The sequence below is a fragment of the Asaia sp. A2 genome, assembly GCF_057319415.1.
The window spans coordinates 420,726-434,819 of sequence record NZ_JBXWTO010000001.1; the positions used below are offsets into that span (position 1 = coordinate 420,726).

Genomic DNA, 14,094 nt, shown 5'->3' on the forward strand with positions numbered 1-14,094 from the left:
GATCCTGTTCAGGCGAGAATGAAGCCCCCGCCCAGAACCCTGCTGTCCTGATAAAGAACACAGGCCTGTCCGGGCGCCGGCATGGCAATCTCATCCAGCACGACACGCGCACCGCCTGCAAGAGGATAGACCCAGGCGTCACGCGTCACCTCGCGGGCCCGGATCTGCACCTGACAGCGCACGCCGGTTTCCGGCGCATCGATCAGCCAGTTCATGTCGCGCAGGGCAAATTCGCTCCGACCAGCATTTTCCTTGGGGCCCACGATGATACGGCGCGTCGTGGCGTCAATGCGTTTGACAATCTGGCGGCGGCCATCCTTCGTGTGGATGTCACCCAGGCGTTTGCTCTGCCCGACTGTGTAGCGCGCGATGCCCTCATGCTGGCCCAGGATACGCCCTGTCTCATCGACGATCTCGCCAGTCCCGCTGGTTTCGGGGCGCAGCTTCTCAACCACCTCGGCATAGGTGCCAGTGGGGACGAAGCATATATCCTGGCTATCGGGCTTGGCGGCGATTGCCAGTCCGAATGCCTCGGCTTTCTGACGCACTGCATCCTTGTTCGGCATATCGCCAAGCGGAAAGCGCAGATAGTCGAGCTGGTCCTGCGTCGTTGCGAACAGGAACCATGACTGATCGCGCGAGCTGTCGGACGGGCGATGCAGTTCCGACCGCTCCTCGCCCTCGATACGCCGCACATAGTGACCGGTCGCCATCGCCTCGCAGCCCAGATCACGGGCCATGCTCAGCAGATCGGTGAATTTAACGCCCTGATTGCACGCCACACAGGGCACGGGCGTTTCACCACGTGCATAGCTGTCGGCAAAACTGGCCATCACGCTGCTGCGAAAACGATCTTCAGCATTGATGACGTAGTGCGGGATATCGAGCCTGTCGGCCACGGCACGCGCATCAAGAATGTCACGGCCCGCACAGCAGGCACCGGGCTTGGACACGGCCTGACCATGATCATAAAGCTGCAACGTGGCGCCGATGACCTCATGCCCTTCCTGTTTCAGGAGCGCGGCCACTACGGAACTGTCCACGCCTCCCGACATGGCAACTAGGATACGCATGAGATCTCTCTACTTTTCAAAAAAACGGAATTTCAGGCTTCAGGAAGCCTTGGGCAGACGCACAACGAGACCGTCCAGCGCATCGGTCATAACGATCTGACAGCCGAGACGGGAAGTCTTTTCGAGCCCGAAGGCGAGATCGAGCATGTCTTCCTCGTCGTCTGTCGGCGCGGAAAGCTTGTCGGCCCATTCAGGATCGACAATCACATGACAGGTGGCGCAGGCCAGCGAACCCTCGCAGGCGCCTTCGAGTTCGATATCGTGCTTGTGGGCAACTTCAAGCACGGAGAGGCCGACCGGCGCATCGACTTCCCTGCGGGTGCCGTCCTGCTCGACGAAAATCATGTGTGGCATAGTGTTTCTACCCTGCTTCTTCGTTACGAGGTGCGATAGACTTCGCAGGCTGCCTGACGGAAACAGTCCAGCGCCTGCACGATCTCGGGCGTGGAGGTAAAGCGTCCGACCGACAGACGCAAGCATCGTGCCGCGTCTTTTGCTTCGAGCCCCATTGCTGTCAGAACATAGGAAGGCGTGACATCAGCCGAGGTACAGGCTGATCCGGTGGACAAGGCCACATCGGGCAGCGCTGCCATGAGGGCCCTCGCCTCGACCCCTTGGGGGAAGATGAGGTTGAGAGCGCCGCCAATTCGAGGCGACGAAGCACCATTGATGCGCACCCCGGGAAAGATCTCCTCAAGCCCCGCCAGAAGCCGGTCTCGCAGACCGGCAAGGCGCTGCTGCTCCTGCGGCATCAGCGCCTTTGCCAGCGTTGCCGCCTTGCCAAATCCGGCGATCAGTGGTGTCGGCAAGGTGCCCGAGCGCAATCCCCTCTCCTGCCCGCCCCCTGAGAACAGGGGAAGAAGGCGTGCCCTTGGGCGATGACGCACATAAAGCGCCCCGATGCCTTTGGGCCCGTAGAACTTATGGGCCGACAGCGACATCAGGTCGACCAGACCGCAATCAAGTGCCATCTTACCAGCGGCTTGTGCGGCATCGGTGTGGAACAGCGCGCCTGCCTCACGGGCCATGGCGGACAGGCGCGGAATATCCTGAACGATGCCTGTCTCGTTATTGACCGTCATGACACTGACCAGAGCCGTCGGTTGCGACAGGGCAGCGGCCAAGGTTTCAGGCGCGAGCAAGCCGTCGCGTCCGACAGGCAAGATGACGGGTTCGAACCCTTCTGCTGCCAGATCGCGCACCGACTCCAGAACGCATTTATGTTCGGTCGCGACAGTAATGATGCGACGCTTCGGGCTATTCTGGCGGGCCAGAAATCTAGCTGCGCCCTTGGTCGCCAGATTATTTGCCTCGGTGGCACCGGAGGTAAAGATGATCTCGCGTGACTGTGCCCCGATCAGCGCCGCAATGGCCGCACGTGCCTCTTCGACGGCATGGGCTGCCGCCTCACCTGCCGCATGGCCTTCGCTGTGCGGGTTGCCGTAATGCTCGCTGAACCAGGGAAGCATGGCTGCCACAACCTCGGGATCACAACGCGTCGTTGCCTGATTATCGAGATAGATCATGCTGCCTTGGCCCCCAGACGAAGCGCCATGGACGTATAGGCCTCGATAAAACGGTCAATCTGCTCCTCGGTGATGTTCCAGGGCAGTGAGACGCGGATGGCATTGGCGGCTGCCTCACCCAGCCCCATGGCCTGAAGGACATGAGATGCCGAAACCTTGCCGGAAGAGCAGGCCGACCCCGTTGATACGGCAAAGCCCTGCAGGTCGAGCATCATGAGTTGCGTCTGTGCCGGTACACCCCACAAGATCAGAGAGGTCGTATTCGGCAGGCGCGGCGCCTTGCGATCTCCCGTTACGCGAGCACCGCAGGCAAGCGCCGCCTCGTCCACCTTGTCACGAAGCCTTGCAATTTCGCGCCAGTCCTGTTGGCGGGATGCCTCGAGCGCGGCCATCATGCCGAGGATTGCGGGGAGTGGCGGAGTGCCTCCGCGCCTGCCACGCTCCTGGCCGCCGCCGCGGATGAGCGGGGTGATGTGTCCCTCTGCCCCCAGAATCAAGGCGCCCGCCCCCATGATGCCACCCGCCTTGTGCCCGGATAGTGCGAGGCTTGTGACCGAACCAGGGGGTAACGCCATACGGCCAGCCACCTGCACCGCATCGACATGGAGCAGAGCCCCGTGGCGTGCGCAGAGCGCAGCGATTTCCGGGGTGGGATGGATAATCCCCGTCTCGTTATTGGCGGCCATGCAGCAGACGAGCGCCGGTGCGCCATCAGCAAGAGCCTTTTCCAGCGCGTCGAGGGAGAGTGTCCCATCTGCCAGCACGGGCAGGATCACGGCATCAGGACGCGCCATTCTTATGGCGTCATGCTCCGTAGCGCCAATCAGCAGCCGTCGCGTCGTCCCGCCGGGCAAGCCATCGCCCTGCATCAGGGCATGTATGGCCAGCATGTTCGCCTCGGTTCCGCCCGAGGTGAAAACAACCTGTTCTGGCCCTACGCCGCAATAGCGACCCATGCGGTCACGCGCCTCCTCCAGCGCCCGACGCGCAGCACGTCCCGGCCCATGCACCGAGGAGGGATTGCCCCCAAGCGACAGTGCCTCAAGCATCGCCAATCTGGCTTCATCGCGCAAAACGTCAGTAGCATTGGCATCAAGATAAACGGTCATCTTCCTATAGATCGGCTTGCGCTCGCCGAGTGCAAGTCAAAAGCGCAGGAGAGGGAAATGGCGTGTTATGACGATTTCTGTGGAATTTTACCTGTCAGCATCGTTATACACTGCGCCAATGATGGCGTGGTGATCTGCCCCTGAGAGAGAAATCCCTCCCACGGGGTCCGCGCCGCTTCAGGGAATATCCGCTTGATATTCCCTTACCGTTGAGGAGCTAGTCCATGCGCGTTTCAACGCCTGCCGAATCCCTACATGGTTTTCATGCCCGACTGGCCTTCCCTTCGGTACGTGTCGCCACGGTGCCGCTTCGCTGAGAGATCCGCGTCAGTCATCATGACCTGTCCCTGACAGGTCTGGGGCGACAAGCCTCCGGATCTTCAGGCATAGCCTCATCTCCCGCAAAAAACACATATCCCCTGCAGGGCACGCCCTCAGACAGGGGCATAATTCGGAAGCATTTTGATGCCAGAAGTCATGTTCGCCGGCCCTGATGGCCGGTTGGAGGGTCGTTACCACCATTCTGACGAGCCCAACGCGCCGCTCGCTCTGGTTCTGCATCCGCACCCGCTTCATGGCGGGACCATGAACAACCGCATTACCTACACGATGTACCGGTCGTTCGAGAAAATGGGTTTTTCCGTCATGCGCTACAACTCGCGTGGCGTGGGGCGTTCGCAAGGCCGCTATGATGGCGGTATCGGAGAAATTTCTGACGCCGCAGCCGCGCTGGACTGGATGCAGATGGTCAACCCGAACTCAAGCGAGTTGTGGATTGCCGGCTACTCCTTTGGTGCGTTCGTGGGCATGCAGCTCCTGATGCGTCGCCCTGAAATCAGCGGCTGGATCAGCGTGGCACCGCCCGCCAATGACTATGATTTCGGCTTTCTGGCCCCCTGCCCCTGCGGTGGCCTGATGATCGCTGGCGATAAGGATGACATGGCCCCGGAGCCGGGCATTCGCAAGCTGGTCGACAAGCTGAACACGCAGAAGAATGTCGAGGTTGATTACCGCGTATTCGAGGGCGCCAACCACATTTTCGCCAGCGAGGCCGACAAGGTCGCCCACGCGCTGGAAGACCATGTGACTGTCATGCGCAATCGTCGCGTTCTGGCTATCGCTGCCGACTGACGCCTGAGAGGCATCTCATCTGTTTAAAAGGCGGGGCATACCCCGCCTTTTTTATTCGCGATTCACTTTTTTCGGGGAGCAGCTCTGCGTGCCTGGTCGGCTTCTGGACAGTTTCATGCTAGGACCCCCAGCCTTGACCCTATTCTGATGGATGACCCGATATGGCAGAGCACGCGCTGAAAAGTCCTTTTCTGAAAGAGGCTCAGGCTCGGGGCTATATTTTCCAGTGCACCGACCTTGCCGCCCTTGATGACGCGATGAGCAACGGCCCGGTGGCAGGCTATATCGGCTTTGATCCAACAGCAGACTCGCTGCATGTGGGCAATGCCCTCTCCATCATGATGCTGCGCCTGATGCAGAAGCACGGCCATCGCCCGATTGCCCTCATGGGCGGCGGCACGGCCAAGATCGGCGATCCCTCGTTCCGCGACGAGGCAAGAGCGCTGATGAGCCCGGAAAAACTGGCGCATAATCTGTCCGGTATCGAGATCAGTCTGCGCCAGTTCCTGAATTTCGGCACCGGATCGAGCGACGCCATGCTGGTCAATAATGCTGACTGGCTCGATCGCCTGTCCTATATCGAATTGCTGCAGGATGTCGGCGTGCATTTCTCGATCAGCCGCATGCTGTCATTCGAGAGCGTCAAGCAGCGTCTGGACCGCGAGCAGGGCTTGACCTTTCTCGAGTTCAATTACTCCATCCTGCAATCCTATGACTTCCGTGAACTGAACCGGCGTTATGGGGCCGTGCTTCAGATGGGCGGCTCCGACCAATGGGGCAATATCGTTGCCGGTATCGACCTGGCACGTCGCACGGATGGCAAGCAGGTCTTTGGCCTGACGACACCGCTGGTAACGACATCGTCCGGTGCAAAAATGGGTAAATCGGCCAAGGGTGCCACCTGGGTGAGCGCCGAGAAATTGCCGATCTTTGAATACTGGCAGTTCTGGCGCAACACGGAAGATGCCGATGTTGGTCGCTTCCTGAAATTCTTCACGGATCTCCCCGTTGAAGAATGCGATCGTCTTGGTGCGCTTGAAGGGGCCGAGATCAACGAGGCGAAGAAAATCCTTGCCACCGAAGCCACGGCCATCTGCCACGGCCGCGATGCCGCTCAAGCTGCCGCCGAAACCGCACGACAGACTTTCGAGGCCGGTGCCGTTGCCGCCGACCTACCCTCGCGCGACCTGCCGCGTGCAGAACTGGAGGCGGGCATCCCGGCGTTCCGTCTGTTCGGCGAGTCGGGGCTGGTAGCGACCAACAGCGAAGCGCGCCGTCTGATCAGGGGAGGCGGCGCTAGGTTGAACGATCAGCCTATTCAGGACGAGAACCGGATGATCGGTCCGGACGATCTTGCAGAAGGGGTGCTCAAGCTCTCCTCCGGCAAGAAGCGCCATCTGCTGCTGCGTATCGTCTGATCACACTGCCTCTGACGTGAGCACCCCCCGTGGGTGCTCATCCTATTTGCCTGCTGCGAACGCAGGGCCATGCAAGAGGCGCTTTCTTCGCTCGAAAGCCTCTCCTCCGTGCCTTATTGCAATGCTGGTCCAGCCTGAACGCCGTCCCGGAACCACACGCGTCAGATCGTAATCACCGAGAATGTTTCATATGAGAGTTGCTGGGTAGACCACGCCATCTCCGTGTCGCCGACAACGGTCAGATAGCGATTTTCGTGATTTCTGATCCCACACGTCGTGCCGCAACACTGCGCATGAATGCGGCCCGGCGCAGCTGCAGCCCGGATCCTGTCGCCATCAGGATCTAGAAAAAATCGCCTGCCAAACAGCGTAATGCTTGGATAAGCGACCCGACTGACATGGGTGAGGCTGACAGGCACAGCATCGCCCTCCATCCATACGATATTGGAACTCGTAAAACGTCGCGCTCGTGGGGAATACCCGAGGGTCCGACCGCGATGGTCAATCATGACCGGCATGCCCGCGATAATATGGTCGTTATTCTCGGTTGAGAACTCACCCGACGCGTAATAATCGATCAACCCACGCAGCAGGGCACGTGACTGGGCCACATACCCCTTTTCGTTCAACGAGGCACAGACCCTGAAAAGAAGCGTCTCGTCGCGGAGAATGTCTTCGTAGCGAAAATCGCAACAAAACCGATCGCTCGACAGGATATCGAATACAAGTTTGGGAAACCTGCGGTATCCTCCAAGTATCCTGTTATAAAGATTCGTTGTGTTTCTGCGTCGAAATTGAGCGGTCGAGCGTCTCAGGTTCCAGGCACAGCTGTCGGTTGTGTCGGCCTCGGCAAGCATGTCCACAAGAGCAGTCAGGTTCTGGCTGCCCTTCAGACTCTCATAGACGATATGGCCTGCACTCGGCACATTGACAGGAATGACTTCAGCAGACGCACCCTGCCGTACATAATCCAGAAGGTGATTGACGGTCGCGTTATCATTGATGTGATGACGATCAAACAACGTAAAGATCGCACCATGAAGGTCATGTGGCTTGATGCCCATACCTCGCATGGTGGGTGTGCAGAGTGCTGCCCATTCGGGCAGGACATCTCCTTCCTGATCGTCGATGGTCAATTGTGGCCCGAGGGCGAGTGTTCGCCGGGCACCCAGAATTTTAGAATACTTGATCGCCGCATATGCCCCGGCCGAAAGGCCAATCGTGATGACCTCTTTCTGCCCTGCCTCGACAAGACTACGGATGACCCGCAGGGCCGTATGCATGTTTTGAGAACTGTACCAGTTTCTCACCTTCGTCGTCACGCCGATACACGAGATGTTTTCACGTTCGACAACCGGCTTGCCGAAATAGATCCCCGTTGCATTATGCTCATGCCCAATCCCGATAAAGGTAACGAGAACGTACTCCGTATCCCCTTCATGCTGATGCAGGACGATATCATCGCTCTCGAATATGATCCGGGATGTCATCAGGATTTCCGTTAGGCTTCAGGTTTTTTTATTTATACAATTAAATATTATAGATATTTTTAATCCTGTATACACGATGAATCGATCGAATTTCTTGGTAATTTCGATAGGATTTCCGTCGGCTTGGGTATCACTCAACCGATTGTTCGCGTTAATATGGTCCAGCAACTTCCTGAAATTTCGGTCACGTCATGTCATCGCTCTTATGTGACGTGGCACACTGTCGGGTCGCCTCCCGATACGCCATCGTGCCGGTCGTTGACCTGACAGCGAGAGAGCGAAACATGCCGTCTCCATTCCTCCGCGCGCCATGGCGCGATACCCTTACCGACATCATAGGACTACTCTTTGCAGCCCTGTGGGGCATGAGAGGCCTAGGCGCGCTGGGCGTCACCCCTTTTCTTGGCCTGATCATCACGGGACTGATCTCCCTGCCTCTGGCGTGGGGCTTCATCAGGCGAGACATTAGCCGACATGACCCTGAAATCGTTCGTGATCACCGTCTGGCAGGCTGGACACGCCGGGCGAGAATCATCCTGATCTTCATGGCCGGAATGATACTCTCAATCCTGCATCGGCCTGATCTGATGCTCGTGGTCGCTGGTCTCGTCATCGGCGCTTCCTATATGCCTTTGGGGAAAGCCATGCGTGAGCCTGTCCATATCTGGACGGGGGCCAGCATTCTCATGCTTACTCTTGTCTCTTTCTTCCTGACGCAACCCTGGCACAGCGTGATTGCCGGGCTCGGCACTGCCTTTGCCTGCTGGGTGGGTGCTCTTTGTCGGCTCATTCGTAGTGCACAGCTCTTGCCCAAGCCCACTGTGACCAGCCCCGGCCTTGCTTCCTGACGTGTAGGCTAGCCCATTCCTTTCGCAAAACAGGTCCCGTGATGTCCTACGCCTTTGGCCATCGGTCTCGCACCGCCCTCCGACGCAGCATATTTGGCATCTATCTGCTGCTTTACCCCTTGCCCTGGCTCGCTCAGGGAGGAAGCCAGGCGGGTATTGCCGCCTTCATCGCAGGGGCCGCCGTCTTTCTGGCATTACCTTTTCTACCAAAGCGGTTTGCCGTGCCCATTGCTTTCAGGGCCGTACTCTACGCCCTTATCGGCGCTTTGCTGATACCGTTTCACGGTTATTGGGGTGTGTTCTTCATCTCGGCAGCGGCAACCTGCGGGGCCATCGAGAACCGAAGGCATGGCGTGACCCTGCTCGTCGCCATTCTTGGTGCATGCGCATTCCTTACATGGTTTGACTATGAGAGTCTCATAGGCTGCCTGATCACGATCATTGTCGCGATCGGCACTTTCGCTACCACGCAGCTATCAATGGATCTCCATCAGAGAAACGAGGCACTCGCTGCGGCCCAGGAAGAGATACGTTCTCTGACACTCACTGCCGAGCGCGAACGCCTTGCACGTGACCTGCATGACACGTTGGGACAATCGCTTACCCTGATTGCACTGAAATCCGATCTCGCACGCCGCCTCCTGCCTTATGACACCGCCAGAGCCCGGAACGAACTGGATGAAATCGGGCTGAAGGCGCGCAATGCCCTGGCTGAAACAAGGCTTGTCGTCTCGGATATGCGCGTCGCCTCACTCGCCGAGGAACTCATTTCGGGGGTCGCCGCATTGCAGGAGGCGGGAATCATGACCGAGATACAAGGGGAACCGGACTTGATGCCTGCACGCGCCGAGGCCGTTCTCGCCCTCGCGCTGCGTGAAGCCCTGACCAATATCCTGCGCCATGCGCGGGCCATATCCTGCCAGATCGCGTTTTGTCGTCCAGCGACAGGAATCTCGGAACTCACCATACGTGACCAGTCTGGGGATCCGCCCGACAGTAATATTTTGTTATCATTCCGGGAGGGAAATGGTATAAGTGGGATGCGTCGGCGCCTGGCCGAGATCGATGGACACCTTGTCCTGACCCCACGACCAGACGGCCTGACTCTCGTCATCACGCTTGGAGACCTGTCATGAGGCAAAAGCTGCGCCTCGTTCTCGCCGAGGATCAGGTTATGCTGCTGGATGCTTTCGCAGCCCTGCTGTCCATGGAGGCCGATTTCGAGATCGTGGGCAAGGCCACCAACGGCCGTGATGCTCTGGCGTTGACGCGACGTGAACGCCCGGACATTTTGCTTACCGACATCGAGATGCCGGGAATGAGCGGCATCGAGCTGGCAGAGACATTGCAGGCCGAAAAGGCCCGCACCGTGGTTGTAATCGTCACCACATTCGCGCGGGCTGGCTATATGAAGCGCGCCCTCAATGCTGGTGTCCGCGGCTATCTGCTCAAGGATGCACCACTGCACGAACTTGCGGGGGCCCTGCGCAATGTCGGGCGGGGTGGGCGAGCTATTGACCCCACCCTGGCCCAACAGGTCTGGGACGCCGCCCATGATCCGTTGAATTCCCGTGACCGCGCCATATTGAGACTTGTCGAATCCGGACGCTCCAGCGAGCAGATTGCGACATTCTTCGAGCTTTCTCCCGGCACATTACGCAACTGCTTTTCAGACATCATCCAGAAGATCGGCGCTCGGAACCGTGTTGAGGCCAGCCGTATTGCCAGACAGAATGGCTGGCTCTGATCAGCCCAGCAGCGTCACCACGCGGGCCAGAATCTGTCTCTCATCATAAAGCCTGAGAGCACGTGCCCGACCTGCCTGCCCCATGGCGGACCGCAGCGCAGGATTATTGACCAGTTGATTCAGCGCGTCGGCAAGGGGGGCTGCCAGCCCCGGTGGCACCAGGAAACCGGTCTCGCCATTGACGACCTGTTCGTTCGGCCCCCGAATATCGGTAGCCACGACCGGAAGGCCGCTCAGCATGGCCTCGATCACTGACATGGGAAGCCCCTCGAAGTGACTCGGCAGCGCAAAAATATCCGCTGCGGCCAGAAGTAGCGCTGTGTCGTCACGATAACCAAGCAGGCGTAGCCGATCACCAAGCGCCAGTGCCGCTGCCGCAAATTCTGCGGCCATGCTGTCGCCGTGATCAGAGGCGAGACGCTCGCCCACAATCATCAGCACGGCACCCGGAACACTCTCCATTGCACGCAGCAATTCAGGATATCCCTTGTGACGTACGATCCGTGACACGGCAATGACAACGACCTGCGCGTCATTCAGACCAAGTGCCGCGCGAGAGGCGCGTCTCGCCGCCTCGTCCGGTCGGTAGATCGCCGGATCGCGTCCATTACCGACTGCTTGCGGCCATGGATGAATATGAAGCCTGCGCGCGTCGCGGGCTTCGGCCTGAGACACGGTCATGTAGCGATCGGTCACCTGCCCTGCCAACCACTCCAGCATCAAGGACAATACCCTGCGTCGCCATGAACCAGGCTGGTTGAACAGATAGCCGTGGCAGGTATAGGCAATAAGCGGCACACCACACCACCACGCTGCAATACGTGCCAGAAACCCGCTGATTGGCATGTGCCCGTGCACAAGATCAGGCCGGGTCCGCCTGATAAGACGCATGATGGCTCTCAGGGCGCGCCATTGCGCCAGAGGCGAATAGGACCGCGCCATCGGGAGTGGATGCACAACGAAACCGTCAGCCCTTACAGGGTGCAGATGATCCCCCTCCGCACACCCGCCCTCAACGTCATGCCCTGCATCGCGCAACGCCCGCATGAGAGGGTGGATGAATTGCCGCATCGCAAAATCAACATTGGTGATTTCAAGGATACGCAGCTTTTCAGCCCCGAGAGGACGGGGCTCGGCAACCATACGTCGTCTCTTCATTCAGGAACCCGCTCCATCACCCACTGGACGACCTGACGCACGACCTTGGCAGCGGTGCCCTGTGACGAGGCCTGTCCTGGCACATTGGCCGACGCCTCTTCCCCCGTCTCCTGCGCGATGCTGTCGGTCAGTGCTTCTTCGGTCACAGTCTTTCCGACAGCTGTGGTATTCCCTGGCTCCTGGGCATGGTCGGTCGATGCACTTTGCCCTGCCTCTGCATGGGATGATTCCTGCGCCACATTTGCCAGCCCGGGCATCGTACCGCCCACGTCCGTCGATAGCGGGGGGCGAACCACGATCTGAAGAGTGGAAACGGGTTTCTCGCCGCCGGCATAAACGCTTTTTTCAAGGGACAGATTTCCCCCCTCCTGACGGAAACGCCAGATCATGCCACCGGCATGCATAAGCACTTCATCACCATCAGGAGCAAGCTCGGCCGTAACGGAAGGATGAAGGTGAAAGCGCAAGGCAAAGGCGACGCTACGTTCGCCCTCAACACTTTCCTCACCTCGCAGATCCTCCCCCGCAGGTCCCAGATAGAGACGTCTGCGCCAGTTGACGCCCAGACCCGGATACCATCCGTCATGCTGACTATCGACCCAGTGGGAGCCTTCCTGGCTTTGGTGAGTGAGCATAATATGGGCTGGCCGACGCGTCACCCTGCCATCCGGGTCAATATCGCAGCATGACGTATTCTCAACCACGAGGGATGAATGAGCTGCTGTCTGACGCAGCGCGCGCTTCCACGTTCCAGAGGCCGCCGCGCCGCAGTTGACGAAAAGCCTTTGACGCGCATAGGAAAATTCAATTGCGAGTGGCGCCGCATGGGCATCGCGGTCGTAACCAGGTGCAGGAGTCGCCCCCCCATCTACAAAAAGGAGCGCCTTGCCAGCGGTGATACGCCAGAAACCGCCATCAGGCATGGCAGATGCCAACAACCTCTGACGCGCCCCATACTGGATGATGCGGTCGATCTGACGATCGTCGCCCTCCTTGCTCCCGTGAAACAAGGCCAGCTTGCCATCACCATGACGCAGGGCGCGCAAGACAGGGCAAAGGCGGGCCAGGGCATTCTGAACAGTATCCGAAGGCGACATCTGCGCCATGCGCATGAATACACTGATCTCGGCCAGTTCACGTGTTGCCTCCATCTGTGCAAGAGGGCTGCGTTCGCGAAGGGTCCCGTCAGGAAGGATCTGTCGAGCGATCTCCTGATCGAGATAGCGATGAAAACGCTGCAGGAATCCGGTTTGGGACGGGATGGCGACAGCAACGGCGAGCAGGCCCTTGAGTGCTGTGAAGTTTTTCCACCCCTGCTCTTCCAGTGGCAACATGATGGAGACAAGCCGTCCTTCGACCAGAAGGCGATCCATCAATCTCTGCCTGAATCCTTCGCTGGCCGACGCCGCGAAGAAATCGAAATGGCCGAGCCATGATGCGAGGCGCGCGCCCGTCGCGGTTGCGTTGAGCACGAGAGGATCAATCGGCGGCTGATCGAGCCAGCTACTAACGATCGAACGGGCATAAAGACGCGCTTCATCACTGCCGAGCGCACGCAGATCACGCAACCACGTAAAGCCTTGCAGCCAATCACGCACCGCGGGGGAAAGATCGGCATATTCCCAGTCATTCACGCGGAGCGAAAGGACCCTCCCCTCGAAGCGCGTTGCACCGCTGACCAGCAAGGCACCATGATCAGCGTTGCCAGGCCAGATGTCACGAATGGCGTGGACAGGCCGGTCCGGTGCGCGCGCGAGCCCCGGCACGCTCGATGGCAGTCGGGCAAATGAAAGACGAGCTTCACGCGCCCAGCGTCCGAGCATACCGATCTGCTCCTTTTGGTCAGGGTGTCAGGACAGGCTGCCCGCCTGTCTCAAAGAATTGATCGCAGCAGCATAATCATCCTGACCGTAGATGGAAGTCCCTGCGACCATCATATCGGCACCGGCACCCGTTGCGAGTGGCGCAGTCGCAAGGTCAATCCCGCCATCGACGCCAATACGGATGTCGCGTCCTGTGGCATCGGCCATCTGGCGCAGCTTGCGGATCTTGGGCACCTGGCTCTCAAGGAATTTCTGCCCCCCGAAACCGGGATTGACGGTCATGACCAGAATGATGTCGACAAGGTCCAGCAGATATTCGAGCGCTTCAGGCGGCGTACCGGGGCAAATGGCAATCCCGGGCTTCTTGCCAAGGGCACGGATATGCTGGAGCGTGCGATGCACATGCGGATTGTTCTCTACATGCACATGGATATGGTCCGCACCGGCCTTGGCGAAGGCTTCGATGAAGGCATCGGCCGGTTCGATCATCAGATGAACGTCAAAGGGCTTGCCGGTGCGATTGCGCAGTGCAGCCACCATGCCAGGACCAAATGTCATGTTCGGCACGAAATGCCCGTCCATCACATCCAGATGCAGCCAGTCGGCCCCGTCGCGTACCACGGCTTCGACTTCCTCGCCCATGCGCGCAAAATCGGCGCTGAGAATGCTCGGTGCAATCAGGGGCGTCTTCAACTGGGGCATCGTTCTACCTTCTCTCTGTGTGTCGATCGTTCCGTATCGGGCCGCTCATCAGGCACGGCCCGATCGGGC

Annotated in this window: 13 protein-coding genes; 5 read left to right on the plus strand and 8 right to left on the minus strand. The window is 59.1% G+C overall.

Features of this window, described 5'->3' with window-relative positions; genetic code table 11:
* Positions 1–8: 8 nt before the first annotated feature.
* From mnmA to ACWNRM_RS01930, 4 genes are read right to left on the minus strand one after another with little or no spacing between them, the layout of a single operon-like run.
* On the minus strand, positions 9–1,073 hold the full coding sequence (gene mnmA / locus ACWNRM_RS01915) for a tRNA 2-thiouridine(34) synthase MnmA (protein ID WP_485169234.1): 1,065 nt from the start codon (positions 1,071–1,073) through the stop codon (positions 9–11).
* 39 nt (positions 1,074–1,112) lie between these two features.
* Positions 1,113–1,427 carry a ferredoxin family 2Fe-2S iron-sulfur cluster binding protein gene (locus ACWNRM_RS01920; protein WP_023979601.1) on the minus strand — a complete coding sequence of 105 codons (315 nt, stop codon included), beginning with the start codon at positions 1,425–1,427 and terminating at the stop codon, positions 1,113–1,115.
* Positions 1,428–1,450: 23 nt separating this feature from the next.
* Positions 1,451–2,599, minus strand: a complete 1,149-nt coding sequence (locus ACWNRM_RS01925; protein WP_485169235.1) for a cysteine desulfurase family protein — start codon at positions 2,597–2,599, stop codon at positions 1,451–1,453.
* Positions 2,596–3,708, minus strand: a complete 1,113-nt coding sequence (locus ACWNRM_RS01930) for a cysteine desulfurase family protein (protein WP_485169236.1) — start codon at positions 3,706–3,708, stop codon at positions 2,596–2,598. Before ACWNRM_RS01930 ends, ACWNRM_RS01925 begins: the two co-directional genes overlap by 4 nt.
* 465 nt (positions 3,709–4,173) lie before the next feature.
* Between ACWNRM_RS01930 and ACWNRM_RS01935 the strand changes: the two genes are divergently transcribed.
* Together ACWNRM_RS01935 and tyrS are read left to right on the plus strand one after the other, a co-directional pair.
* Positions 4,174–4,839, plus strand: a complete 666-nt coding sequence (locus tag ACWNRM_RS01935) for an alpha/beta hydrolase (protein WP_023979597.1) — start codon at positions 4,174–4,176, stop codon at positions 4,837–4,839.
* A 161-nt stretch (positions 4,840–5,000) separates the two neighbouring features.
* Positions 5,001–6,257, plus strand: coding sequence for a tyrosine--tRNA ligase (tyrS, locus tag ACWNRM_RS01940; RefSeq protein WP_485169237.1), 1,257 nt, complete (start codon positions 5,001–5,003; stop codon positions 6,255–6,257).
* Positions 6,258–6,418: 161 nt separating this feature from the next.
* On the opposite strand, the gene ACWNRM_RS01945 is transcribed toward tyrS, so the two are convergent.
* Complete coding sequence (locus ACWNRM_RS01945; protein WP_485169238.1) at positions 6,419–7,747, minus strand: hypothetical protein; 1,329 nt, start codon at positions 7,745–7,747, stop codon at positions 6,419–6,421.
* Between the two features lie 284 nt (positions 7,748–8,031).
* Between ACWNRM_RS01945 and ACWNRM_RS01950 the strand changes: the two genes are divergently transcribed.
* The 3 genes from ACWNRM_RS01950 to ACWNRM_RS01960 are packed head-to-tail and all read left to right on the plus strand — an operon-like array spanning position 8,032 to position 10,342.
* The gene (locus ACWNRM_RS01950; RefSeq protein WP_485169239.1) at positions 8,032–8,595 is read left to right on the plus strand and encodes a hypothetical protein; all 564 of its coding nucleotides are present in this window, start codon (positions 8,032–8,034) and stop codon (positions 8,593–8,595) included.
* A 41-nt stretch (positions 8,596–8,636) separates the two neighbouring features.
* A complete protein-coding gene (locus tag ACWNRM_RS01955; protein ID WP_485169316.1) occupies positions 8,637–9,731 on the plus strand; it encodes a sensor histidine kinase in 1,095 nt (364 codons plus the stop codon).
* On the plus strand, positions 9,728–10,342 hold the full coding sequence (locus ACWNRM_RS01960; protein WP_485169240.1) for a response regulator: 615 nt from the start codon (positions 9,728–9,730) through the stop codon (positions 10,340–10,342). The genes ACWNRM_RS01955 and ACWNRM_RS01960 overlap by 4 nt, the downstream gene beginning before the upstream one ends.
* Here the strand turns inward: ACWNRM_RS01960 and ACWNRM_RS01965 are convergent, their stop codons facing one another.
* The 3 genes from ACWNRM_RS01965 to rpe are packed head-to-tail and all read right to left on the minus strand — an operon-like array spanning position 10,343 to position 14,025.
* Positions 10,343–11,449: a glycosyltransferase family 4 protein gene (locus ACWNRM_RS01965; RefSeq protein WP_485169317.1), complete on the minus strand. Its 1,107-nt coding sequence runs from the start codon at positions 11,447–11,449 to the stop codon at positions 10,343–10,345.
* A 47-nt stretch (positions 11,450–11,496) separates the two neighbouring features.
* Positions 11,497–13,323 (minus strand): heparinase II/III family protein, encoded by a 1,827-nt coding sequence (locus tag ACWNRM_RS01970; protein ID WP_485169241.1) that lies wholly within the window; start codon positions 13,321–13,323, stop codon positions 11,497–11,499.
* A gap of 27 nt (positions 13,324–13,350) precedes the next feature.
* Entirely contained in the window at positions 13,351–14,025 is a 675-nt protein-coding gene (gene rpe, locus ACWNRM_RS01975; RefSeq protein WP_485169242.1) for a ribulose-phosphate 3-epimerase, read from the minus strand.
* Positions 14,026–14,094: the final 69 nt, after the last annotated feature.

Excerpts from the sequence above, each read along its gene's own strand:
- mnmA (WP_485169234.1), bottom strand. The coding sequence starts at position 1,073 with ATGCGTATCCTAGTTGCCATGTCGGGAGGCGTGGACAGTTCCGTAGTG.
- ACWNRM_RS01920 (WP_023979601.1), bottom strand. The coding sequence starts at position 1,427 with ATGCCACACATGATTTTCGTCGAGCAGGACGGCACCCGCAGGGAAGTC.
- ACWNRM_RS01925 (WP_485169235.1), bottom strand. The coding sequence starts at position 2,599 with ATGATCTATCTCGATAATCAGGCAACGACGCGTTGTGATCCCGAGGTT.
- ACWNRM_RS01930 (WP_485169236.1), bottom strand. The coding sequence starts at position 3,708 with ATGACCGTTTATCTTGATGCCAATGCTACTGACGTTTTGCGCGATGAA.
- ACWNRM_RS01935 (WP_023979597.1), top strand. The coding sequence starts at position 4,174 with ATGCCAGAAGTCATGTTCGCCGGCCCTGATGGCCGGTTGGAGGGTCGT.
- tyrS (WP_485169237.1), top strand. The coding sequence starts at position 5,001 with ATGGCAGAGCACGCGCTGAAAAGTCCTTTTCTGAAAGAGGCTCAGGCT.
- ACWNRM_RS01945 (WP_485169238.1), bottom strand. The coding sequence starts at position 7,747 with ATGACATCCCGGATCATATTCGAGAGCGATGATATCGTCCTGCATCAG.
- ACWNRM_RS01950 (WP_485169239.1), top strand. The coding sequence starts at position 8,032 with ATGCCGTCTCCATTCCTCCGCGCGCCATGGCGCGATACCCTTACCGAC.
- ACWNRM_RS01955 (WP_485169316.1), top strand. The coding sequence starts at position 8,637 with ATGTCCTACGCCTTTGGCCATCGGTCTCGCACCGCCCTCCGACGCAGC.
- ACWNRM_RS01960 (WP_485169240.1), top strand. The coding sequence starts at position 9,728 with ATGAGGCAAAAGCTGCGCCTCGTTCTCGCCGAGGATCAGGTTATGCTG.
- ACWNRM_RS01970 (WP_485169241.1), bottom strand. The coding sequence starts at position 13,323 with ATGCTCGGACGCTGGGCGCGTGAAGCTCGTCTTTCATTTGCCCGACTG.
- rpe (WP_485169242.1), bottom strand. The coding sequence starts at position 14,025 with ATGCCCCAGTTGAAGACGCCCCTGATTGCACCGAGCATTCTCAGCGCC.